General features: G+C 73.8%; 17 protein-coding genes. 4 read left to right on the top strand and 13 right to left on the bottom strand.

Annotated elements, in window-relative coordinates:
- Nucleotides 1-69 precede the first annotated feature (69 nt).
- Entirely contained in the window at nucleotides 70-1,215 is a 1,146-nt protein-coding gene (locus tag MODMU_RS20380) for an acyl-CoA dehydrogenase family protein (RefSeq protein ID WP_014742273.1), read from the bottom strand.
- Nucleotides 1,216-1,276: 61 nt separating this feature from the next.
- On the opposite strand from MODMU_RS20380, the gene MODMU_RS20385 reads away from it, so the two are divergent.
- Nucleotides 1,277-3,214, top strand: a complete 1,938-nt coding sequence (locus MODMU_RS20385) for a S9 family peptidase (RefSeq protein WP_014742274.1) — start codon at nucleotides 1,277-1,279, stop codon at nucleotides 3,212-3,214.
- Here the strand turns inward: MODMU_RS20385 and MODMU_RS20390 are convergent.
- Together MODMU_RS20390 and MODMU_RS20395 are read right to left on the bottom strand one after the other, a co-directional pair.
- Nucleotides 3,204-4,856: a DUF885 family protein gene (locus tag MODMU_RS20390; RefSeq protein WP_014742275.1), complete on the bottom strand. Its 1,653-nt coding sequence runs from the start codon at nucleotides 4,854-4,856 to the stop codon at nucleotides 3,204-3,206. The two genes, MODMU_RS20385 and MODMU_RS20390, sit on opposite strands and share 11 nt — an antisense overlap.
- A 25-nt stretch (nucleotides 4,857-4,881) precedes the next feature.
- A complete protein-coding gene (locus tag MODMU_RS20395) occupies nucleotides 4,882-5,106 on the bottom strand; it encodes a KTSC domain-containing protein (protein ID WP_014742276.1) in 225 nt (74 codons plus the stop codon).
- A gap of 112 nt (nucleotides 5,107-5,218) precedes the next feature.
- Here MODMU_RS20395 and MODMU_RS20400 point away from each other — a divergent pair, with 112 nt between their 5' ends.
- Nucleotides 5,219-9,817: an ATP-dependent helicase gene (locus MODMU_RS20400; RefSeq protein ID WP_014742277.1), complete on the top strand. Its 4,599-nt coding sequence runs from the start codon at nucleotides 5,219-5,221 to the stop codon at nucleotides 9,815-9,817.
- A 12-nt stretch (nucleotides 9,818-9,829) separates the two neighbouring features.
- Here MODMU_RS20400 and MODMU_RS20405 read toward each other — a convergent pair whose 3' ends face one another.
- Nucleotides 9,830-10,396 carry an antibiotic biosynthesis monooxygenase gene (locus MODMU_RS20405; RefSeq protein WP_014742278.1) on the bottom strand — a complete coding sequence of 189 codons (567 nt, stop codon included), beginning with the start codon at nucleotides 10,394-10,396 and terminating at the stop codon, nucleotides 9,830-9,832.
- 136 nt (nucleotides 10,397-10,532) lie between these two features.
- Between MODMU_RS20405 and MODMU_RS20410 the strand changes: the two genes are divergently transcribed.
- Together MODMU_RS20410 and MODMU_RS20415 are read left to right on the top strand one after the other, a co-directional pair.
- Nucleotides 10,533-11,396 carry a DNA-formamidopyrimidine glycosylase family protein gene (locus MODMU_RS20410; RefSeq protein ID WP_430699170.1) on the top strand — a complete coding sequence of 288 codons (864 nt, stop codon included), beginning with the start codon at nucleotides 10,533-10,535 and terminating at the stop codon, nucleotides 11,394-11,396.
- Between the two features lie 33 nt (nucleotides 11,397-11,429).
- On the top strand, nucleotides 11,430-12,281 hold the full coding sequence (locus MODMU_RS20415; protein ID WP_014742280.1) for a DNA-formamidopyrimidine glycosylase family protein: 852 nt from the start codon (nucleotides 11,430-11,432) through the stop codon (nucleotides 12,279-12,281).
- A gap of 57 nt (nucleotides 12,282-12,338) precedes the next feature.
- On the opposite strand, the gene MODMU_RS20420 is transcribed toward MODMU_RS20415, so the two are convergent.
- The 9 genes from MODMU_RS20420 to MODMU_RS30385 all read right to left on the bottom strand — a co-directional run bounded on the left by MODMU_RS20420 (nucleotide 12,339) and on the right by MODMU_RS30385 (nucleotide 22,464).
- Complete coding sequence (locus tag MODMU_RS20420; RefSeq protein ID WP_014742281.1) at nucleotides 12,339-13,178, bottom strand: PspA/IM30 family protein; 840 nt, start codon at nucleotides 13,176-13,178, stop codon at nucleotides 12,339-12,341.
- 174 nt (nucleotides 13,179-13,352) lie between these two features.
- Complete coding sequence (gene pgi / locus MODMU_RS20425) at nucleotides 13,353-14,981, bottom strand: glucose-6-phosphate isomerase (RefSeq protein WP_014742282.1); 1,629 nt, start codon at nucleotides 14,979-14,981, stop codon at nucleotides 13,353-13,355.
- Between the two features lie 124 nt (nucleotides 14,982-15,105).
- Entirely contained in the window at nucleotides 15,106-16,398 is a 1,293-nt protein-coding gene (locus MODMU_RS20430; protein ID WP_014742283.1) for an ABC transporter ATP-binding protein, read from the bottom strand.
- A 43-nt stretch (nucleotides 16,399-16,441) separates the two neighbouring features.
- Nucleotides 16,442-17,275 (bottom strand): carbohydrate ABC transporter permease, encoded by an 834-nt coding sequence (locus MODMU_RS20435; RefSeq protein WP_014742284.1) that lies wholly within the window; start codon nucleotides 17,273-17,275, stop codon nucleotides 16,442-16,444.
- Entirely contained in the window at nucleotides 17,275-18,237 is a 963-nt protein-coding gene (locus tag MODMU_RS20440) for a carbohydrate ABC transporter permease (RefSeq protein ID WP_014742285.1), read from the bottom strand. The genes MODMU_RS20435 and MODMU_RS20440 overlap by 1 nt, the downstream gene beginning before the upstream one ends.
- The gene (locus MODMU_RS20445; protein WP_014742286.1) at nucleotides 18,234-19,472 is read right to left on the bottom strand and encodes an extracellular solute-binding protein; all 1,239 of its coding nucleotides are present in this window, start codon (nucleotides 19,470-19,472) and stop codon (nucleotides 18,234-18,236) included. Before MODMU_RS20445 ends, MODMU_RS20440 begins: the two co-directional genes overlap by 4 nt.
- A 174-nt stretch (nucleotides 19,473-19,646) precedes the next feature.
- Entirely contained in the window at nucleotides 19,647-20,957 is a 1,311-nt protein-coding gene (locus tag MODMU_RS20450) for a DUF4032 domain-containing protein (RefSeq protein WP_014742287.1), read from the bottom strand.
- 94 nt (nucleotides 20,958-21,051) lie between these two features.
- Nucleotides 21,052-21,537, bottom strand: a complete 486-nt coding sequence (locus MODMU_RS20455; protein ID WP_014742288.1) for a TetR/AcrR family transcriptional regulator — start codon at nucleotides 21,535-21,537, stop codon at nucleotides 21,052-21,054.
- 276 nt (nucleotides 21,538-21,813) lie between these two features.
- Entirely contained in the window at nucleotides 21,814-22,464 is a 651-nt protein-coding gene (locus MODMU_RS30385) for a helix-turn-helix domain-containing protein (protein WP_014742290.1), read from the bottom strand.
- Between the last annotated feature and the right edge of the window lie 137 nt (nucleotides 22,465-22,601).

The following is a 22,601-nucleotide window of genomic DNA, read 5'->3' on the forward strand; positions in this document are numbered from 1 at the left end:
CCCCCGGGTCGCCGTCCATCCTGAGAGCCGGCTGAGCGACGCACCACTCGACTCCCGCTGGGTGGAGGGCTAGAGCCCCATCGAGCGGCCGATGATCTCCTTCATGATCTCGTTGGTGCCGCCGTAGATGGACTGCACCCGCGCGTCCCGCCAGGCCTTCGACACCCGGTACTCGCTCATGTAGCCGTAGCCGCCGTGCAGCTGGAGGCACCGGTCGGCGACCTTGTTCTGCAGCTCCGTCGTCCACCACTTGGCCATGGCGGCGTCGGTGGCCGTCAGGTCGCCGGAGTCCAGCTGCCGGACGCACTCGTCGACGAACGTGCGGGCGATGGCGACCTCGGTCTGCAGCTCGGCCAGCACGAAGCGGGAGTGCTGGAAGGAGCCGACCGGGCGGCCGAACGCCGTCCGCTCGGTCACGTACCCGACGGTCAGGGCGAGCACGGTCTCGGCCGCCGCGACGGCGGAGACGGCGATGTGCAGGCGCTCCTGCGGCAGGTTGTGCATCAGGTGGGCGAACCCCTGGTCGCGGGTGCCGAGCAGGTTGGCGTCGGGCACCCGGACGTCGTCGAAGAAGAGCTCGGCGGTGTCCTGGGCCTTGAGCCCGACCTTGTCCAGGTTGCGGCCGCGGCTGAAGCCGGGCATGCCGCGCTCGACGACGAGCAGGCTCAGCCCGCGGGAGGCCGGGACGTCGGTCGCCGTCCGGGCCACCACGATGACCAGGTCGGCGTTGATGCCGTTGGTGATGAAGGTCTTCGAGCCGTTGAGCACCCAGCCGTCGCCGTCCCGCCGCGCGGTGGTGCGGATGCCCTGCAGGTCGCTGCCCGCGGCCGGCTCGGTCATCGCGATCGCGGTGATCAGCTCACCGGAGCAGAACCCCGGCAGCCAGCGCTGCTTCTGCTCCTCGGTGGCGAGGTCGCGCAGGTAGGGGCCGACGACGTCGTCGTGCAGGCCGAAGCCGACCCCGCTGGCACCGATCCGGGCCAGCTCCTCGACGAGCACGCAGGACCAGCGGAAGTCGCGGACCCCGCCGCCGCCGAACCGCTCCTCCATGCCGATGCCCAGCAGGCCCTGCGCACCGGCGGCCGTCCACAGCTCCCGGGGCACGATCCCGGCGCGTTCCCAGTCGTCGTGGAAGGGCGCCACGTGCTCGTCCAGGAAGGCGCGCACGCTCTTCCGGAAGTCCTCGTGGTCGGCCTCGTACAGGCGGTGCCGCATGGCCTCAGTGTGACCCACGCCGCCCTGCGGGGGCAGGACGCCGGGCTGCGAGGATCCCCCGGTGACGACGACGGCCGCCCAGCCCGTGCTCCCCGACGACCTCGGCCGGTACGCCGACATCGGGGAGGTCGCGCTGTCCCGCGACGGCACGCGGGTCGCGGTGGCCGTGTCGCTGCCCGACGTCGAGGCGAACCGGTACCACCGCGACGTCGTCACCGGCCCGGTGGACGGCGACGCCCCGTTGACGCCCCTCGACCCGCCGGGCGCGGTCCGGCTGCCGCGCTGGTCCCCGGCCGACGACCGGCTGGCCGTCGTGGTGGACGGGCCCGGCGGCAGCGAGGTGCGCCTGGTCGGGCCGGACGGGGCGGTCACCACCGTCGTCACCGGGTGGCCGGACCCGGTCGAGGAGCTCGCCTGGTCACCCGACGGGCAGCGGCTGCTGTTCGTCGTCCGCGAACCCGTCGACCGCGATTGGTACGACCTCCCCGAGGACCGCCGCCCGCCGCGCCGGCTGACCACGCTGGGCTACCAGGAGGACGGCGTCGGCTGGACGGTGGACCGGCCCCGGCAGGCTTACCTCGTCGACGCCGGCGGCACGGCGGCGCCCACCCGGCTGTCCCGCGGCGGCTTCGACGACGCCGAGTTCGCCTGGCACCCCGACGGGCGGTCGGTCTTCTTCGTGGGCAAGCGGCACCCGGGCGCGGACCGCAGCATCGTCAACGACGTCTTCGTCCAGCCGCTGGACGGCGAACCGCGCCGGCTCACCGGCAGCGACGTCCTGCACAGCTCCCCGGTGCCGTCGCCGGACGGCTCGCTGGTCGCGCTGACCGTCACCGACGTCGCCGGGTTCCCGGCGGCGGCGCACCTGGCGGTGCTGGACCCGGCCACCGGGGAGCTGACCGACCTGGCGGCCGGGTTCGACCGCGACTGCGTCGCCCCGGTGTGGACCGACCAGGCCACGGTCGCGGTGGTCGTCGAGGACGCCGGCGCGATCGCGGTGCACGCCTTCTCCACCGCCGAGCCCGGGTCGCACCGGGTGCTGGTCGGCGGCCCGCGGCGGGTCACCGCGTTCGACGTCCGGGGCGGGCGGACCGCCGTCGTCACCTCCGGGCCGGTGGACCCGCCCGCGGTGGCCGTCCTCGCGCCGGACGGCACCGAGCGGGTCCGGCACGCCCCGTCGGCGGCGACCCGGCGCGACCTGGTCGCGCCCCGGCACACGGCCGTGCCGGTCGCCCCGGGGATCACGGTCGACTCCTGGCTGGTACGGCCGGACCGGCAGGGGCCGCTGCCCCTGGTCGTGTGGCTGCAGGGTGGTGGCACCCAGTACGGCTGGCAGTTCTCCCACGAGCTGCAGCTGCTGGTCTCGGCCGGCTTCGCCGTGCTGTACCTCAACCCGCGCGGCTCGGCGGGCTACGGCACGGCGTGGATGCGCGCGGTCTCCGGCGAGCGGGCGGCGCTGCCCGGCAGCGGGTGGGGCGTCACCGACGTCGCCGACGTCAGCGCCGTCATCCGGGCGACGCTGGCCGCGGACCCCGACCTCGACCCGGCCCGGGTCGGCGTCATGGGCGGGTCCTACGGCGGCCTGCTGACCGCCCACCTGCTCGCGCAGACCGACCTGTTCCGGGCCGGCTGGGCCGAGCGCGGCCCCTACGACCTGTACAGCGACGCCGGGACCAAGGACGAGGCGCCGTGGTTCTTCGAGGCCTACCTGGGCGCCTCCCACCTGGACGACGCCGCCTCCTACTGGCAGGCCTCGCCGATCCGGCTGGTCCGGGACATCACCGCGCCGCTGGCGATCGTGCACTCCGAGGAGGACCGGCGCTGCTCGATCGGGCAGGCCGAGGAGCTGTTCATGGCGCTGAAGCTGCTCGACCGCGAGGTGGAGCTCATCCGGTTCCCCGGCGAGTGCCACGAGCTCACCCGCAGCGGCAGCCCGGTGCACCGCCTGCAGCGGCTGGAGATCCTGCTCGAGTGGTTCGGCCGCTGGCTCAGGGCGTGAGCCGGTCGATCCGGTCGAGGTCGCTGCGGTCGTCGAGGAGCTCCCAGCGCTGCAGCGCGAACGGCACGTTGCCCTCGAGCCACAACCGGTCGTGGAAGGCCCGCAGCGAGAACCCCTCGGTCCGCGAGGCGTCGGCCAGCAGGGCCAGGACCTGGGTCTTGCCGACCTGGTAGGTCATCGCCTGGCCGGGGGTGGCGGCGAAGAAGGCCGCCTCCTCCAGCGCCGTCCCGCGGTCCATCGGCACCTGCCGCTCGAGCAGCTCGGCGGCCGCGGGGACGTCGAGCTCGCCGAGCGCGAGCTGCACGTCGACCACCACCCGCAGCGCCCGCAGCCGCATGAAGTTGCAGACGACCTCGCGGGTGGCGGGGGCGTCGTCGAACAGCCCCGAGGCCAGCATGAGCTCCTCGTTGTAGAACGCGATGCCCTCGTTGGCGCACGAGTCGTGGTAGTGCCGCCGGACCGCGCGCGGGTGCCGCCAGGACAGCGCCAGCTGCTGGTGGTGGGCGCCCTCGTGGATGATCCCGGCCCGCGGGTCGGCGGCGTTGGCCGCGTAGAAGTAGGGCAGGTCCTCCCCCGGCGGCGGGAAGAACGCCGAGCCGTCCTCGTCGAGCCGGTCGGGCCCGGTGAGGTCGTCGGCGACGCCGCACCAGGCGATCGGGGCGAGGTACGCCGGCATCGGGTGGGTCCGGTAGTGCGCCAGGGTGTCCGGCTGGGTGAGCAGCCCGCGGTCCTCGTAGAACCTGCGGACGGCGATCTCGGCGTCGGCCTGGGCGGCGGCCTGCTCGGCACCGGTTTCGAACCGCGGCACCGGTCGCCCGCCCGGGGCGCTGCCGTTGCGGTTGCGCTCCAGCAGCTCGAGGACCGCGGCCCGCTCGGCCTCCCGCCGGCCGATGTCGAGCAGCTCCTGCGGGGTGTACGGCAGGACGGCGACCTCGCGGAGGAACCAGCCGAAGTCCTCGGGCCCCACCGGCTCCGCGCTCGGCAGCCCCGGCAGCTGCTCGGCCAGCCGGTCGCGGAAAGCGCCCAGCGCCCGCGCCGCCGCCGCGCCCGCGGCGGCCAGCGCCCGGCCGTCGTCGGCGCCCCACCCGGCCGGGTGCAGGTCGCCCAGCGCCGCGACCATCGCCGCGACGTCGTCCTCCACCGTGGCCAGCGCGGTGACCGCCAGGCCGGCGAACTCCTGCACCGCCTCGCCGGCGAGGTTCTCCCGGCCGACGTCGAGCAGCGCCGGGGTGGCGGCGAGCACCCGGCGGACGTCGGCGAGCCGCGCGGCGTCGACCTCGACCGGGGTGAGCAGGTCGAACACGCAGCCGAGGGTCTGGTCGACGTAGAAGCCCGGGTCGCGCTGCCAGGTGCGGAGGACGTCCAGCTCCCACCGGACGCGCGCGAGTGCCGACCGCAGCAGCCGGGCGTCGACCGCGGCCGCCCGGTCCGCGCCGACGTCGACCCGGGCCAGCCGCTCGGCGAACGCGTCCCGCTCCCGGCGGTACCGGGCGACGGCACCGGCGGAGAAGTCCGGCAGCCAGCCGGCCGGCCGGTCGATGCGGGGGATGTCGTCGTGCGAGCGCGGCTGCTGGGCCGCCCGCCACTCCCAGAAGTCCTGGGCGAGGGTCTCGACGTCCTCCGACGTCCCGGTCTGCGTCACGGCGTCATCCTGCCGTGGCGCCGGCTCACCCCCAGCGGCGGCCGACCGCCCGGTACTCGAAGTCGGGCTTGATCTCGGCGTTGAAGAACCGGCCCTTGCTCTCCGCCCGGAGCAGCGACAGCACGCGCTCGGGCGGCACCTCGAGGAAGTGGTAGACGCGGCCGTCGCGGAACACGATCTCCATGATCCGCTGCTCCTCGTCGTACCCGACGGTGGCGATGTGCGAGGACTCGACGCGCTGCCGGAGCATGTCCACCCCCTGCGGGACGGCGACGGAATGACACCAGTGTCATTCCGCGGTGCCGACCTGTCGAGCCGTCGGACCTCGGCGAACTGTCGTACCCGCGTGGACACTGGACGGCGTGTCGGCCCTCGATCGCTTCTCCGCGCCCACCCAGGCGTGGTTCACCGGTGCGTTCGAGCAGCCCACCGCGGCGCAGGAGGGCGCCTGGTCGGCGATCAGCAGCGGCGAGCACGCCCTCGTCGTCGCCCCGACCGGTTCGGGCAAGACGCTGGCGGCCTTCCTCTCCTCGCTGGACCGGCTGGCCGCCACCCCGCCCCCGGAGGACCCGCTCGCCCGCTGCCGGGTCCTGTACGTCTCCCCGCTCAAGGCGCTGGCCGTCGACGTCGAGCGGAACCTGCGCGCCCCGCTGACCGGCATCGGCCAGGCCGCTGCCCGGCTCGGGCTCACCCGGCCGGAGATCACCGTGGGCGTCCGCTCCGGCGACACCCCGGCCGACGAGCGGCGCACCTTCGCCCGCCGCCCGCCGGACATCCTCATCACCACCCCCGAGTCGCTGTTCCTGCTGCTCACCAGCCAGGCGCGGGAGGCGCTGCGCGGGGTGGAGACGGTGATCCTCGACGAGGTGCACGCGGTCTGCGGCACCAAGCGCGGCGCGCACCTGGCCGTCTCCCTCGACCGGCTCGACGAGCTGCTGGAGCGGCCGGCGCAGCGGGTGGGGCTGTCGGCGACCGTGCGGCCGATCGAGGAGGTGTCGACCTTCCTGGCCGGCGGCCGCCCGGTGCAGGTGGTGGCCCCGCCGTCGCAGAAGAAGTGGGACCTCTCGGTCGTCGTCCCGGTCGAGGACATGAGCGCCCTCGGCCAGCCGACCGGCGAGCTGGAGGGGTCCGCCGCCGGCAACCAGCCCCGGACGTCGATCTGGCCGGCGGTCGAGGAGCGGGTGCTCGACCTCATCCAGTCCCACCGCAGCACCATCGTGTTCGCCAACTCCCGCCGGCTGGCCGAGCGGCTCACCAGCCGGCTCAACGAGCTGGCCTACGAGCGGGCCACCGGGGAGCCGCTGCCGCACGGCGCGAACCCGGCCGACCTGATGGCCCAGGCCGGCTCCGGCGGAGGGCTGCCGGCCGACGTCAAGCCGGTCGCCTCCGCGCACCACGGCTCGGTCTCCCGCGAGCAGCGCGCGGTGGTCGAGGAGGCGCTGAAGTCCGGCCAGCTGCCCGCCGTCGTCGCCACCTCCTCCCTGGAGCTCGGCATCGACATGGGCGCGGTCGACCTCGTCGTCCAGGTCGAGTCCCCGCCCAACGTCGCCGCCGGGCTGCAGCGGGTCGGCCGGGCCGGCCACCAGGTGGGCGCGGTGAGCGAGGGCGTCATCTTCCCGAAGTTCCGCGGCGACCTGGTGCAGAGCGCCGTGGTGGCCGAGCGGATGCGGGCCGGGGCGATCGAGTCGACCCGCTACCTGCGCAACCCGCTGGACGTGCTGGCCCAGCAGATCGTGGCCATGGTGTCCGAGCGGCCGCGCACCGTCGACGACGTCGCCGGGGTGCTGCGCCGGTCCGCCGCGTTCTCCGCGTTGCCGGACTCCGCGCTGCACGCGGTGCTGGACATGCTCGCCGGCCGCTACCCCTCCGACGCCTTCGCCGAGCTGCGGCCGCGGCTGACCTGGGACCGGGTCACCGACACGCTCACCGCGCGCGCCGGCGCCCAGCGGCTGGCGGTCACCAGCGGCGGCACCATCCCCGACCGCGGGCTGTTCGGCGTCTTCCTCGTCTCCGGCAAGGGCGAGGGTGGCAAGCGGGTCGGCGAGCTCGACGAGGAGATGGTCTACGAGTCGCGGGTCGGCGACGTCTTCCTGCTCGGCTCGTCGTCGTGGCGGATCGAGGAGATCACCCACGACCGGGTGCTGGTCTCCCCCGCCCCGGGGCTGCCCGGCAAGATGCCGTTCTGGCACGGCGACACCCTCGGCCGGCCGCTGGAGCTGGGCCGCGCGCTGGGCGCGTTCCTCCGCGAGGTCGGCTCGGCCACCCCGGAGGCCGGCACCGAGCGGGCCCGCGCCGCCGGTCTCGACGAGTGGGGCGCGGCCAACCTGTTCGCCTACCTCGCCGAGCAGAAGCAGGCCACCGGCCACCTGCCCGACGACCGCACGCTGCTCGTCGAGCGCTTCCGCGACGAGCTGGGCGACTGGCGGCTGGTCGTGCACTCCCCGTTCGGCGCGCAGGTCAACGCCCCGTGGGCGCTGGTGCTGGCCTCCCGGCTGCGCGAGCGCTACGGCGTCGACGTCGCCTCCATGCACTCCGACGACGGCATCGTGCTCCGGCTCCCCGACACCACCGGCGAGGCACCCGAGGCCGACCTGGCGATCCTCGACCCCGACGACGTCGAGCGGGAGGTGACCGCCGAGGTCGGCAACTCGGCGCTGTTCGCCAGCCGCTTCCGCGAGTGCGCCGCCCGCGCCCTGCTGCTCCCCCGGCGCGACCCGCGTCGCCGGACGCCGCTGTGGCAGCAGCGCCAGCGGGCCGCCCAGCTGCTGTCGGTGGCCAGCGAGTTCTCCGGCTTCCCGATCACCCTCGAGGCGGTCCGGGAGGTGCTGCAGGACGTCTACGACGTGCCCGGCCTGGTCGAGCTGATGAGCGACGTGCGGGCCCGCCGGGTCCGGGTGGTCGACGTGCAGACCCAGACCGCCTCGCCGTTCGCCCAGTCGCTGCTGTTCGGCTACGTCGGCCAGTTCATCTACGAGGGCGACGCCCCGCTCGCCGAGCGCCGGGCGCAGGCGCTGGCCCTGGACACCGGGCTGCTGGCCGAGCTGCTGGGCCGGTCGGAGCTGCGCGAGCTGCTCGACGCCGACGCGATGGCCGAGGTCGAGCAGGAGCTGCAGCGGCTGCCGCAGCCCCGGCACCCCCGCGACGTCGACGGCGCCAGCGACCTGCTCCGCGGGGTGGGCGACCTGACCGTCGCCGAGGCGGCGGCCCGCGGCGTACCGGCGGAGTGGCTCGAGGAGCTGGTCGTCTCCCGGCGGGCGCTGGTGGTCCGGATCGCCGGGGAGCAGCGGCACGTCGCCATCGAGGACGCCGGCCGGCTCCGGGACGCGCTGGGCACGGCCCTGCCGGTCGGGGTCCCGGAGGCGTTCACCGAGCCGGTCGCCGACCCGCTGGGTGACCTGGTCGGCCGGTACGCCCGCACCCACGGCCCCTTCGCACCGCCCGAGGTCGCCACCCGGCTGGGGCTGGGCGTAGCCGTCGTCACCGCCACCGTGCAGCGGCTGGTCGGCACCGGCCGGCTGGTCACCGGTGAGTTCCGGCCCGGCGGCACCGGCCAGGAGTGGTGCGACGCCGAGGTGCTGCGCTCCATCCGCCGCCGGTCGCTGGCCAAGCTGCGCCAGGAGGTCGAGCCGGTCCCGATCGAGACGCTGGCCCGGTTCACCCCGTCCTGGCAGTCGGTGGGCGGCCGGATGCGCGGGGTCGACGGCGTGCTGGCCGTCGTCGAGCAGCTGGCCGGCGCGCTCGTGCCGGCCTCGGCGCTGGAGTCGCTGGTGCTCCCCTCGCGGGTGCAGGGCTACTCCCCCGCGCTGCTCGACGAGCTGACCAGCGCCGGCGAGGTGCTGTGGGCAGGCGCCGGGGGCCTGTCCGGCGGCGACGGCTGGGTGACCCTCGTGCCGGCCGACCTGGCCCCGCTGCTGCTGCCCGAGCCCCCCGGTGCCGCCCAGGTCGAGGGCGGGTACGGCGCGGCGCTGCTGGAGGAGCTGGCCGGCGGTCAGGCGATGTTCTTCCGGTCGCTGTCGGACCGGGTCGGCGCGACCGACGACACCGCGCTGGCCGAGGAGATCTGGGACCTCGTCTGGGCCGGCGCGCTCACCAACGACACGCTGGCCCCGCTGCGGGTCCGGCTGGCCGGCGGCGGCACGCACAAGCGGCAGCCCGCCGCACCGCGCGCCCGGCTGGACCGCACGCGCTACGGCCGCACCCGGCTCGGGCGCCCGGCGATGCCCACCCGCACCGGGCCGCCGGCGATGGCCGGCCGCTGGTCGCGGCTGCCCGACCTGGAGGGCAACACCACCAAGCGCACCACCGCCCGCAGCGAGGCGCTGCTGGAGCGGCACGGCGTGCTGACCCGCGGGGCGGTGCAGGCCGAGCAGGTGGTCGGCGGGTTCTCCGCGGTGTACCCGGTGCTGCGGGCGTTCGAGGAGAACGGCCGGGCCCGGCGCGGCTACTTCGTGGAGACCCTGGGCGCGGCGCAGTTCGGCACCCCCGGCTCCATCGACCGGCTGCGCAGCTTCGCCAGCCCCGACCGGGTGCCGGCCGGCCCGGTCGTCCTGGCCGCCACCGACCCGGCCAACGTCTACGGCGCGGCGCTGCCCTGGCCCGAGCGGGCGGTGGGCTCGGCCGACGGGTCCGTGGAGGGGGTCGACGTCGGCGAGGGCACCGGCAGCCGGAAGACCGGGCACCGGGCCGGCCGCAAGGCCGGTGCGCTGGTGGTGCTCGTCGACGGCGAGCTGGTGCTCTACGTCGAGCGCGGCGGCAAGACGCTGCTGTCCTGGACCGAGGACGAGACGGTGCTCAAGGAGGCCGCGACGGCGTTGTCGACCGCGGCCGCCTCCGGGGCGCTCGGGCGGATGACGGTGCAGAAGGCCGACGGGGCCTCGGTGCACGAGTCGGGTCCGCTCACCGCCGCGCTGCAGGCGGCCGGCTTCGCCGCCACCCCGCGCGGCCTGCGGCTGCGCGGCTGACGACCGGGTGCGTCAGCGGCGGCGCGAGCCCTGCAGCCAGGAGCCGAACAGCCGGCTGACGCGGGGCATGAGCAGGCGCAGCGCGGTCACCACGTAGACGGCCGACAGCAGCAGCCGCAGGCCCCACGGCCAGCTCCCGATGAACGGCACGGCGACCAGCTGGAAGGTCGTGGTCATCGCCAGCACGACGGCGACGGTGAGCAGCCAGCTGCGCCACGCCGGACCGGGCTCAGCCGGCACCGCGAAGAAGGTCTCCAGGCCGACCGCCCGGGCGAACCGCTCGCGCTCGGTGAAGGGGTGCACCCGCTCCAGCGCCTGCTCCCGCTCCGGCGAGCGCTCCCACCGGGACAGCGCCTCGTCGTCGGAGAACCGGTAGACGAAGTGGTACTCGTTGCTGCCCGGGCCCGGGCGCAGCAGCGACGTCCCGAGGTTGCCCGGGAAGGTGGCCACGAGCTCCTGCACCTCGGCCGCCCAGCGCTCGTAGGCGGCGCGCTGCTCGGGCGGCACGACGCGGGCCACCGTCACCGTCACCGGCTCGGGTGCCGGTGCGGGGGTGAGGTTGCGCAGTCGCGTCGACATGGTCACGGCCACGTGAGCGCCGACGGACCTCAGGCTGTTCCCGGCTGTCACCCCGCTCACAGCAGGTCACCCGACCGAGGCTCCTGACGATCGTCGGCAGGTCAGGGGCGGGCGCGGGACGGCTGCGCCGGGGACGATGGTGGGCGTGCCCGAGGGAGACACCGTCTGGCTGGCCGCCCAACGGATGAACACCGCGCTGGCCGGTGCGACGCTGCGCCGGGGTGAGCTGCGGGTGCCGCAGCTGGCCGGCATCGACCTCGCCGGCGCGACGGTCACCGAGGTCGTGCCGCGCGGCAAGCACATGCTCACCCGCCTCGCCGACGGCCGGACGCTGCGCACGCACTACCGGATGGACGGCAGCTGGCACATCTACCGGCCGGGCAGGCCGTGGCGGGGCGGCCCCGGGCACAGCGTCCGGGCCGTGCTGGCCACCGACGAGTGGGAGTGCGTCGGCTACCGGCTGCACGATCTGCGGATCGTCCCCACCAGCGCCGAGGCCGAGCTGGTCGGCCACCTCGGGCCCGACGTGCTGGGCCCGGACTGGGACCTCGACGAGGCGCTGCGCCGGCTCCGCGCGCACCCCGACGAGCAGATCGGCGTGGCGCTGCTGGACCAGCGCAACCTCGCCGGGATCGGCAACCTGTACAAGGTCGAGTCGCTGTTCCTGGCCGGCGTCCACCCGTGGGCGCGGGTCGCCGACGTGCCGGACCTGCCGGGCCTGGTCACCCGCGCCCGGACCCTGATGCTGGCCAACCGCGACCGCCCGGCGCAGAGCACCACCGGTGAGCTCCGCCGCGGGCAGGAGCACTGGGTCGCCGGACGGAAGGGCCGGCCGTGCCGCCGCTGCCGGACGCCGGTGCTGCTCGGCGACCAGGGCCCCGACCTGCAGGAGCGGGTCACCTGGTGGTGCCCGCGCTGCCAGGCCACCCCGCCCCCGGTCGACCCGCGCGCCCGCACCGGCCAGGCCGGCACCGAGGCCCTCGGCGCCGACTACCACTGAGCACCGCCCGCCGCGGGCGGGGATCATGGTGGGATGCCCGAGGGAGACACGGTCTGGCTGGCCGCCAACCGGATGAACACCGCGCTGGCCGGCGCCACCCTCACCACCGGCGAGCTCCGGGTCCCGCAGCTGGCCACCGTCGACCTCGCCGGCGCGACGGTCACCGAGGTCGTGCCCCGCGGCAAGCACATGCTCATCCGGTTCGCCGACGGCCGCACGCTGCGCACCCACTTCCGGATGGACGGCAGCTGGCACATCTACCGCAAGGGCACCCCGTGGAAGGGCGGCCCGGCGCACAGCGTCCGGGCCCTGCTGACCACCGACGAGTGGGACTGCGTCGGCTACCGGCTGCACGACCTGCGGGTCGTCCCCACCAGCGCCGAGGGCGAGCTGGTCGGCCACCTGGGTCCGGACGTGCTGGGCCCGGACTGGGACCTCGACGAGGCGCTGCGCCGGCTCCGCGCGCACCCCGACGAGGAGATCGGCGTGGCTGTCCTGGACCAGCGCAACCTCGCCGGCATCGGCAACCTGTACAAGGTCGAGACGCTGTTCATGACCCGCACCCACCCGTGGACCCGGGTCGCCGACGTGCCGGACCTGCCGGGTCTGGTCACCCGGGCCCGCAGCCTGATGCAGGCCAACCGCGACCACCCCGAGCAGAGCACCACCGGCTCGACCCGGCGCGGGGAGGACCACTGGGTGTTCGGTCGCAAGGGCCGGCCGTGCCGCCGCTGCCGGACAACGATCCTGCTCGGTGACCAGGGCCCGGACACCCAGGAGCGGGTGACCTACTGGTGCCCGACCTGCCAGGCCGCCCGCAGCCCGATCGACCCGCTGGCCCGCACCGGGGAGCCGGGCCACCCGGCGTCGCTGGCCGCCAGCTGACGCCGGAGCCCCGCCGTCCAGCAGGACGACGGGGCTCCGGGCGGGCGGCGGGTGGCGCTACTGCTCGGGCCGCTCCGCCGGCTGGGTGGCCGGGGTCTCGGCGCCCAGGCCGGTCACCGGCGGGGTGCCCTGCTCGAGCGCGCCGGCCGCCTGGTTGCCGCTGATCGCCGGGGTGCCGCCGCTCATGGCAGCGCGGATCTCGGCCAGCCGGGACGCGCCTTCGACGTCGATCGTGGCCTTCTGCACCTCGAGCATGCGGCCCTCGACCGAGTTCTGCGCCAGCTCGGCCTGGCCGAGCGCGTTGGCGTAGCGGGCCTCGATCTTGTCGCGGACCTCACCGAGGTTGGGCGTGTTCCCCGGGGCGGACAGCTCGTTGACCTGCCGCAGCGAGGCCGACACCTGCTCCTGCATCTTCGCCTGCTCCAGCTGGGACATCAGCTTGGTCCGCTCCGCCAACGTCGACTGCAGCCGCATCCGGCTCGTCTCGACGGCGCCCTTGGCCTGCTCGGCGGCCTGCAGCGCCTCGTCGTGGCTGCGCTTGAGGTCCTCCATCGCCTGCTCGGCACTGACCAGCTGGGTGGCGAAGGCCTGCGCGGCCTGCTCGTACTCCGAGGCCTTCGCCGCGTCGCCCTTGGCCCGGGTCTGGTCGGCGAGCGTCAGCGCCTGGCGCGCCGAGGACTGCAGCTTCTCGACCTCCCCGAGCTGGCGGTTCAGCCGCATCTCCAGCTGGCGCTGGTTGCCCAGGACCGCTGCCGCCTGGTTGGCCAGCGACTGGTGCCGGTTCTGCTCCGCCTCGATCGCCTGGGCGATCTGGATCTTCGGGTCGGCCCGCTGGTCGATCTGCTGGTTGGCCGAGGCCGTCAGGTACTTCCACAGCTTCACGAACGGGTTCGGCATGGCTCCTCCTGGTCCGGCGCCCCCACCCACCGGGCGGTGGGCGGGGGCGGCACGGGCGACGCTGTCTCGATCATCGTCCCAGGCCCGCACCGCGGCCAGCCACAGCGCACGGTCACCGGACCCGCTGCAGGGGTCCGGGCCCGGTGGAGCGAGGCGCGGGGGGCAGCGGGGCCCTCAGACCTTGCGGCCGCGCAGCTGCCGGTAGTGCCGGACGAGCTCCACCGTGGAGGCGTCCTGGTCCATCTCCGGGGCCTCCTCGCTGGTCAGCGCCGGCCCCAGCTCGCGGGCCATCACCTTGCCGAGCTCGACGCCCCACTGGTCGAAGGAGTCGATCTGCCAGACCGCCCCCTCGGTGAAGACGGTGTGCTCGTAGAAGGCGATCAGCTGGCCCAGCGTGCCCGGGGTGAGCTTGGGCGCCAGCACGGTCGTCGACGGCCGGTTCCCCGGCATCACCTTGTGCGGCACGACGTAGGCGGCCGTCCCCTCGGCGGCCACCTCCTCGGCGGTCCGGCCGAAGGCCAGCACGGCGCTCTGCGCGAAGAGGTTGGCCATCAGCAGGTCGTGCATCTCGCCGATGTCGTGGTTCGGCTCGCCGAACCCGATGAAGTCCGCCGGGATGAGCGACGTCCCCTGGTGCAGCAGCTGGTGGAAGGCGTGCTGGCCGTTGGTGCCCGGCTCGCCCCAGTAGACCTCGCCGGTCGACGTCGTCACCGGCTCCCCGTCCCAGCGGACGGACTTGCCGTTGCTCTCCATCGTCAGCTGCTGCAGGTAGGCCGGCAGCCGGGACAGGTACTGGCTGTAGGGCAGGACGGCGTGGGTCTGCGCGCCGAAGAAGTTCGTGTACCAGACGTTGAGCAGGCCCTGCACCAGCGGGACGTTCTCCGCCGGCGGCGCGGTCCGGAAGTGCTCGTCGACGGCGTGGAAGCCGGCGAGCATCTCGTCGTAGTTCTCCGGCCCGATCGCCACCATCAGCGACAGCCCGACGGCCGAGGTGAACGAGTACCGGCCACCCACCCAGTCCCAGAAGGCGAACATGTTCTCGGGGTCGATGCCGAACTCGGCGACCGCGTCGGTGTTCGTGGAGACCGCGACGAAGTGCTTGGCCACGGCCGAGTCGTCGCCCAGCGCCGCGAGCAGCCAGTCGCGGGCGACGGTGGCGTTGGTCAGCGTCTCCAGCGTGGTGAAGGTCTTGGAGCAGACGACGAACAGCGTCGTCGCCGGGTCGAGGTCGCGGGTCTTCTCGAAGAAGTCGGTGGGGTCGATGTTGGAGACGAAGCGGGCGGTGATCCCGCGGTCGCTGTAGTCGGCCAGCGCGGTGTAGGCCATCGCCGGGCCGAGGTCGGAGCCGCCGATGCCGATGTTGACCACGGCGGTGATGCGCTCGCCGGTGTGCCCCTTCCACTCCCCCGACCGCACCCGGTCGGCGAAGCCGCGCATCTTGGCCAGCACCGCGTGCACGTCGGCGGTGACGTCCTGGCCGTCGACGGTCAGCGGCACCGACTCCGGTGCGCGCAGCGCGACGTGCAGCACGGCCCGGTCCTCGGTGGCGTTGATGTGGTCGCCGCGGAACATCGCCTCGATCCGGCCGGGCACGCCGGCCTTCTCCGCCAGCGCGACGAGCAGCCGCAGCGTCTCGTCGGTGACCCGGTGCTTGGACCAGTCCAGGTGCAGGTCACCGGCAGAGCCGGTCAGCCGCTGCGCGCGCCCCGGGTCCTCGGCGAACAGCTCGCGCAGGGTCCGGGCGCTGATCTCGCGGTGGTGGTCGACCAGTGCGGCCCACTCGTCGGTCGCGGTGATGTCCATGCTGCCTCCAGGGTCGGGCTCCGCTGTCCACGGGGTGGCTCTCCGGGGACAGGTGCGCAGCGGGACCGCAGCACAAACCCCCGGGCGTGATCATGCCGGTCGCGCCCGGGGGTCCGGAGGCAGCTCAGGCGGCGCCCGCTGCGTGGGCGCCGCCGGAGTCGCGGGTGCCCATGCCGGTGCTGCGGCCGCCGGCGGACTCGGCGATCTGCTCCTCGCGGTCCTCCGCCGCCATCCGGGTCAGCGCGGCGCCGGCCTCGGCGTCCCGGGTCAGGTTCTCCCCGGTGCTCGGGTCGAAGACGTGCACCTTCCGGCTGTCCAGCCAGAACTCGGCCTCGCGGCCCTCCCGGATCCGGCTGGTCGAGTCGATCGACACGATCGCCTGGGTGCGCAGCTCCTCGGCGTCCAGCTCCCGGGACAGCGCCCGCAGCTGGTTGGTGATCTCCTCGGGGGCCTCGTAGGGGATGTAGGCGTACTGCTGGTCACCCAGCCACTCGGTGACGTCGACCCGGGCCCGGAACACCGAGCCGAGCGGCCGCTTGGCCTCGTCGACCAGCGAGGCGTCCTCGAAGTACTCCGGCCGGATGCCGACCAGCAGCAGCTCCCGCCCGGCCACCGCGGCGGCCCGCTTCTCGTCGAGCTCGACCGGACCGAACGGCGTCGACAGGGAGCGGCCCTCCAGCCGGGCGGGCAGGAAGTTCATCGGCGGCGAGCCGATGAACCCGGCGACGAACAGGTTGACCGGCTGGTCGTAGAGCTCCCGCGGCGAGGCGACCTGCTGGATCTTGCCCTTGCGCAGCACGCAGACCCGGTCGCCGAGGGTCATCGCCTCGGTCTGGTCGTGGGTGACGTAGACGGTGGTGATCCCCAGCCGGCGCTGCAGCCGGGAGATCTCCGTGCGCATCTGGCCGCGCAGCTTCGCGTCGAGGTTGGACAGCGGCTCGTCGAAGAGGAACGCCTCCGCCTGCCGCACGATGGCCCGGCCCATCGCCACCCGCTGCCGCTGGCCACCGGAGAGGTTGGCCGGCTTGCGCTCGAGGTGCTCGTGCAGCTCGAGGACGTCGGCCGCCTCGTTGACCCGGCGCCGCACCTCGGCGTCGTCCATCTTCGCCAGCCGCAGCGGGAAGGCGATGTTCTCGAAGACGGTGAGGTGCGGGTAGAGCGCGTAGTTCTGGAAGACCATCGACAGGTTGCGCTCCCGCGGGGCCTTGTCGTTGACCCGCTTGCCGCCGATGACCATGTCGCCGCTGCTGATGTCCTCCAGCCCGACGATCATCCGCAGCAGCGTGGACTTCCCGCAGCCGGACGGGCCGACCAGGATCATGAACTCCCCGTCGGCGATGTCCAGGCTCACGTCGTTCACCGCCGGGAAGCCGTCGCCGTACTGCTTGACGATGTGGCTCATCTGGATCTCGGCCATCAGTTCTCCCCCTCCGGGAGGTCGGTTCGGGTGCGCATGGGGGTCAGCCCTTCACAGCGCCGTTGGTGAGGCCGGCGACGATGCGCCGCTGGAACAGCAGGACCAGGACCACGACCGGGATGGTGACGATGACCGCGGCCGCGGCGATCACCCCGGTGGGGTCCTCGAACTGGGACGCGCCGGAGAACAACCCGAGCGCCGCCGGCACCGGCCGGGACGCGCTGGTCGAGGTCAGCGAGATGCCGTAGATGAAGTCGTTCCAGGCGATGAAGAACGCGATGATCGCCGTGGTGAAGACGCCGGGCGCGGCCAGCGGCACGATGACCTTGCGGAACGCCTGCCACGTCGTCGCCCCGTCGACCTGGGCGGCCTGCTCCATCTCCCAGGGGATCTCCCGGAAGAACGCCGACATGGTCCAGATGGAGATCGGCAGGGTCAGCGACAGGTACGGGATGATCAGCCCGGGCCAGGTGTCGTAGAGCCCGATGTTGCGCCACAGGTTGAACAGCGGCGTCACGATCGAGATGACCGGGAAGATCGCCACCGCGAGCGCGGTGCCGAGGATGAACTTCTTGCCCGGGAAGTCCAGCCGGGCGATCGCGTAGGCGGCGAACATCGCGAGGATGCAGGAGATCAGCGTCGCGATGAGGCAGATGCCGAAGGAGTTGCGGAGCGCGGGCAGGAACAGGTCACCGCCGGCGCCGGTGAAGATGCCCTCGTAGTTCGCCGACACGGGGTCGGTGGGCAGGAACTGGCCGTTGGCCAGGTCACTGGGCGCCTTGAACGACAGCGAGACGATCCACGCGACCGGGAACAGCGCGTAGATGACGATCAGGACCCCGGCGACGATCCACCAGTTCTTCTCCTTGCGGGACATCAGCCCTCACCCCTCGCCTGGGCCAGGTCGACCTTGAAGCCCTTGATGAACAACGCGGCTATCCCCACCACGACGAGGAAGAGCAGCACCGAGACCGCCGACCCCAGCCCGATCTCCAGCCGGGAGATGGTCTGCCGGTAGGCCAGGAACGACACCGTCTCGGTGTTGTTGGCCCCGGCGGTCATCACGAAGATGGAGTCGAAGACGCGGAAGGCGTCGAGGGTGCGGAAGAGCACCGCGACCATGATCGCGGCCTTCATGTTCGGCAGCGTCACCTTGCGCAGCCGCTGCCACCAGGTGGCGCCGTCGACCTTGGCCGCCTCCTGCAGCACCTCGGGCACCTGGGCCAGGCCGGCCAGCAGGAGCAGCGAGATGAACGGGGTGGTCTTCCAGATCTCGGCGACGCAGACGACGAAGATCGCCGACCACGTGCCGCCGAACCAGTCCGTGTCCCCGCCGACCCCCGGCAGCCAGGCGAACCACTTGTTCACGAAACCGGTGTCGATCGCGAACGCGAACTTCCAGGCGAAGGCCGACACCACGGTGATCACCGCGTACGGGATGAGGATCGCCGCCCGCAGCACCGGCCGGATGGCGCTGAGCGCCTTCGCCATCACGAAGGCCAGCGCGAAGCCCAGCACCAGCTCGACCGCGACGGTCACCACGGTGATGAACACCGTGACGCCGATCGAGATCCACCAGGTGCTGTCGGTGAGGATCACCAGGTAGTTCGACAGACCGGTGAACGACCGGTTCTCCGGGTCGGTGAGCCGGTAGTCGAACAGCGAGTCGTAGACCGCCTGCAGGATCGGGTAGGCGGTGACCAGCAGCATCACCAGCAGCGCCGGGCCGGCGAGCAGCCAGCCGAGCTTGCGCTCGCTGCGTGCCCGGTCGCTGGTGGTGCCCCGCGGCGCCGAGACCGGTGCCGACTTCTCCGTCGGGGGGAGCGTCGTGGTGCTCACAGCAGCTGCTCCTTCTGCAGGACGGCGGTGATGAAGTCGGTGGCCTTCTGCGGCGTCGAGTCCGGGTCGACCGAGCTGGTCGGGTGGTACTCGCGCTGGAGCCCGCCGGAGACCTCGCTGTAGTACGGCGTCTGCGGCCGGGGCACCGCCTGGTCCAGCGAGTCCAGGATCGTGTCGGCCATCGGGAACACCTTCTGCACCTCGGGGTCGTCGTACACCGTGGTGTCCGAGGCCGGGTTGCCGTTGGTCGTGAAGTAGTAGGCCTGGTTCTCGGTCGACGTGATGCACTCGGTCGCCTCGTAGGCGAGGTCGGTGTGCTGGCTGAAGGCACCGACGCCGAGGTTGATCCCGCCGTACGGGGGCGCGCTGTCGGTGCCCTCGTCGACCTGCGGGTACAGCGCCCAGCCGAAGTCGTCGGGGACGGACTGCTCCATCGTCCCGGCCTCGACCGCGGACAGCGCCCGGCCCCAGACGAACGGGTAGTTGACCTGGAAGCCGGCGTCCGGACCCTCGAAGCCGGTCGCGGTGGTGTCCTCGGTCGCGGTGGAGAGCGAGGCACCCGCCTGGCCGCTGCTGGAGACGTCGCGCATGACCTCGGTGGCCCGCACGCCGGCATCCGAGGTGAGTCCCAGCTCGATCCCGTCCGGGTCGGTGGAGTTCTCGGCGATGATCGACCCGCCGGCGGACTCGATGAGCGCGTTGAACCAGACGGTGAGGGACTCCGCCCGCGCCCCCTGCACGCCGAGGAGCTTGTCCTGGTCCTGCGCGGCGGTGATCAGCTGGTCCCAGGTCACCGGCTGGGTCATGTCCAGCCCGGCGGCCTCGGCGACCGACTTGCGGTACCAGAGCAGCTGGGTGTTCGCCCACCACGGCACGGCGACGAGCTCGTCGTTCCACGTCGAGCCCTCGATGGCGCTCTCCACCACGTCCTCGGTGACCCGCTCGGCCACGTCGTCGGGCACGGGGGCGAGGAAGCCGGCCTGGGCGAACTCCGGGATGAACGGCGGGTCCAGGCTGATGATGTCGATCGAGTCGTCGTTGGCCGCCAGTCGGCGGACCAGCTGCTCGCGCTGCTCCCCGGCCTGGCGGGGCAGCACCGAGGTGGTGATCCGGTACCTGCCGCCCGCGGCCTCGGTGCACCGGGCGGCGAGCTCGGCCTGCCCGCCGGAGTCCGGGTTGGTGTACCAGGTGAGCGTCGGGACCCCGCCGTCGTCACTCCCGCACGCGGCCAGCACGGACGACAGGACCGCGGCCGCGGCGGCGCCCGCGAGCGCGCGTCGGCGTCGTCCCGCCCCTCGGCTGGTCGGTCGGACAAGGCGAGCGCTCGGCACCGTCATCAGCCTCCGTTGGCGATCAGCGACGCGTTCGTCGCCTTGGATCTTGGAGAGTGGCCCGGCTCACATGCTGTGTCAATCTGAGGCCGGAGCTGTGACCGTCCCGCGATCTGCGATGACCGAGGGGGTGGTCATCACCGCTGGGGTGCGGGGCAGTTCGTGCTGGACGTAGGAGCGTGCGGCCGCCCAGGTGCCGACGTCGAAGCCGGCCTGCTCGGAGAGGAACCAGCGGTGCTCGAGCACCTCGTGGAAGACCTCCGCGGGCTCCAGGCGCCCGGCGAGCTCGGCCGGGACGATGTCGAGGACCGGCTGGTAGACCTCGGCCAGCCAGCGCCGTCCGGCCACCGCCTCGGGCACCGGCCTGCCGGCCCGCTGCTCGAGGAAGGCCCGGTAGGACCACAGGTCGTTGAGCAGCCGCCGGGCCTGGTTCTCCTGCACCTCCAGGCCGGTGAGCCGGAACAGCTCGTGGCGCTGCTGCCCCGGCTCGGACACCCGGGTCTCCACCCGCAGCCGGGCGCCCTCCGGGGAGGTCACCAGCTCCACCTCGCCGACGTCGAAGCCGAGGTCGTTGATCCGCTGCAGGCGCTCGGCCACCCGGTAGGCCTGCTCGTCGACCCGGAAGACCTCCTCGCGGGTGACCTCGTCCCACAGCGCCTCGTAGCGGCCGGCGAGGCCGTCGGCGACCTCGATGGGGTCGATGTCCGGCGACAGCAGCTCACCGGCCTGCAGGTCCATCAGCTCGGCGCCGACCCGTTCCCGGGCCAGGTCGACGTCGTAGGCGCGCATCCCGGCGGACAGGGTCGAGTAGCGCTCGGCGGTCTCGGCGTCGACCAGGTACGCGGTGAACGCGCCGGCGTCGCGGCGGAAGAGGGTGTTGGACAGCGAGCAGTCGCCCCAGTAGACGCCGGCCAGGTGCAGCCGGACGAGCAGCTGGGCGAGCGTGTCCAGCAGCCGGTCGGGTGCGTGCGCCGCCCGCGGCCCGCTGAACACGTACCGGTAGGACATCGAGTACTCGAGGTACCGGGTGACCAGGATGGCGTCCTGCTCGTCGGGCCGGTCGATGCAGATGCCCAGCACCGACACCGACGGCAGCCCCTCGGCCTCGAACTCCGCGAGCAGCGAGTACTCGTGCCGGGCCAGCGGTTCGGCGATCTCCTTGAGGGCGTACACCCGCCCCTCGGACACGGTGAAGCGCACGACGTGCCGGGAGATGCCGCGCTGGGGCACCTCGAGCAGCAGGGCGGGGTCCCAGTCCTTCAGCGGCTGGTGCCATGGGAGGGCGAGGAGCCCGGCGGCCTCGGCGGCCGGGGGCCGGAACAGGTACCGCACGACGCCCTCCGGGAACCGGTCGACCGAGCCCGCGCACTGCTCGCGGCGTGCCGCCACGATGCCATGCCCGCTCCCCCGCTGTGACCCCGGACACGACACGGCCGCCCGGCCCACCGGGGCGGGCACGGGCGGCCGACGGGGCCGGCGGAGGTCAGCCGACGAGCTGCCCGGTGACGACGGCGGCCTGCGCGGCGCGCTCCGGCGCCGTGCCCGGCTGCAGCACCAGGCCCAGCAGCCACCGGCAGACCAGCTCGGCCTCGGGGCGGCTGATCCGCAGCGCGGAGGCGAGGGTCAGGACGACGTCACCCCACCGCTCGGAGTCCAGCCCCATCATCTGCACCAGGGTCTCCGGCTCGGTCTCGGCCAGCCGGCGGAGCACCGGGTGCGCGCCGACCTCCTCGGCCAGCGCGGGCACTGCGACGGTGAGCGGGAGCTCGGCGGCGAGCGCGGCCAGCCGGTCGAGCTCGAAGGCGACCAGGGCCTGCGCGACGTCGTCCTTGGTGCGGAAGTGGTTGTACAGCGTGGCCTTCGCGACGCCGGCGGCAGCGGCGACGTGCTGCATGGTCGTCTTCTTCAGACCGCGCTCGGCGAAGGCGCTGCGTGCCCCGGTGAGCAGGCCGCGGCGGGTGCGGCTCATCGCGACCCCGGGCCGGGTCAGCGGACGGCGGCTTTTGCGCGGCCCCGCGGCGGTGGGGCGGGGCGCCGGGACGGCCCACGGCGGTCAGCGACGGCACCGGCGCGGTGAGCTGCAGGCCCGGCGCGGGCGGCTGCAGGAAGGCCCCGACCGGCACCGGCGTCGTCAGGTGGTGCCCGGCCGTGGCGGCCGCCTCGGCAGCGGCGGCCTCCGCCGCGTCGGCCTCCAGGACGGTGACCCCGGTACGACCGGGAGCCGCCGGCGCGGAGGACTGCGGCGTCAGCTGGGTGCGGGATCCGGGGGAAGACATGGACACTTTGTGCCTTGATGGTCGCACTGGGTCAAGCAGGTGGACGCCGAGCGGTGTTCGTGTCGCCTCGCGAGCAGCACCCGTCCCACGGTGACGTACTGGAACGGCCCCCTCGCAGGGCCCCACGCCGAGCGGAGCGAGGCGTGGGGGGCGAGGGGGTCCTTCGTCAGGCGGCGAGGCAGACGGCGCCGGTCGCCCGGGCACCGGAGCGGGCCGGCTGGGCGCCGCCGACCAGCGCCAGGGCGGGCTCGGCGACGGGGGCCTCGGTGGCCTGCTGCTCGGCGGTCTCGGACTCCGCGGCCGCGGCCGGGTCGTCGTCGGGGGCACCGGGGACGGCCGGCGCCGACCCCGGCGAGCGCGACCGGGCGCACCGGGCGGCGGGCCGGCTCGGCCAGCCGCATCTCCAGGCTGACCTCGGCCAGCAGGTCGGCCAGCTCGACGTCGAGGGCGTCGCAGATCGAGGCGAGCAGCTCGGAGGACGCCTCCTTCTGCCCCCGCTCGACCTCCGACAGGTAGCCCAGGCTGACCCGGGCCGCGCCCGAGACGTCGCGCAGCGTCCGCCGCTGCCGCAGCCGGTGACCCCGCAGGGTGTTCCCCAGCTGTGTGCGCAGCAGCGTCATGGCCGTCTCCTGTCCACTCCGACGCGCAGTTCCTGCACGTGGTGTCGTGTGCACGGGCACCGACCGGACGGACCGGAGGACCCCGTGTGGTCACCGTACGCGGCCATGACCCCGGTCACCGTCCCGGTGGGGGCACG

This window comes from Modestobacter italicus, from assembly GCF_000306785.1.
Taxonomy (GTDB): domain Bacteria; phylum Actinomycetota; class Actinomycetes; order Mycobacteriales; family Geodermatophilaceae; genus Modestobacter; species Modestobacter italicus.

Bases quoted from the DNA above. Each gene is read 5' to 3' on its own strand.
- MODMU_RS20415 (WP_014742280.1), top strand. From the start codon at position 11,430: ATGCCCGAGGGAGACACGGTCTGGCTGGCCGCCAACCGGATGAACACC.
- MODMU_RS20420 (WP_014742281.1), bottom strand. From the start codon at position 13,178: ATGCCGAACCCGTTCGTGAAGCTGTGGAAGTACCTGACGGCCTCGGCC.
- MODMU_RS20455 (WP_014742288.1), bottom strand. From the start codon at position 21,537: ATGAGCCGCACCCGCCGCGGCCTGCTCACCGGGGCACGCAGCGCCTTC.
- pgi (WP_014742282.1), bottom strand. From the start codon at position 14,981: ATGGACATCACCGCGACCGACGAGTGGGCCGCACTGGTCGACCACCAC.
- MODMU_RS20410 (WP_430699170.1), top strand. From the start codon at position 10,533: ATGGTGGGCGTGCCCGAGGGAGACACCGTCTGGCTGGCCGCCCAACGG.
- MODMU_RS30385 (WP_014742290.1), bottom strand. From the start codon at position 22,464: ATGACGCTGCTGCGCACACAGCTGGGGAACACCCTGCGGGGTCACCGG.
- MODMU_RS20430 (WP_014742283.1), bottom strand. From the start codon at position 16,398: ATGGCCGAGATCCAGATGAGCCACATCGTCAAGCAGTACGGCGACGGC.
- MODMU_RS20380 (WP_014742273.1), bottom strand. From the start codon at position 1,215: ATGCGGCACCGCCTGTACGAGGCCGACCACGAGGACTTCCGGAAGAGC.
- MODMU_RS20435 (WP_014742284.1), bottom strand. From the start codon at position 17,275: ATGTCCCGCAAGGAGAAGAACTGGTGGATCGTCGCCGGGGTCCTGATC.
- MODMU_RS20395 (WP_014742276.1), bottom strand. From the start codon at position 5,106: ATGCTCCGGCAGCGCGTCGAGTCCTCGCACATCGCCACCGTCGGGTAC.
- MODMU_RS20405 (WP_014742278.1), bottom strand. From the start codon at position 10,396: ATGTCGACGCGACTGCGCAACCTCACCCCCGCACCGGCACCCGAGCCG.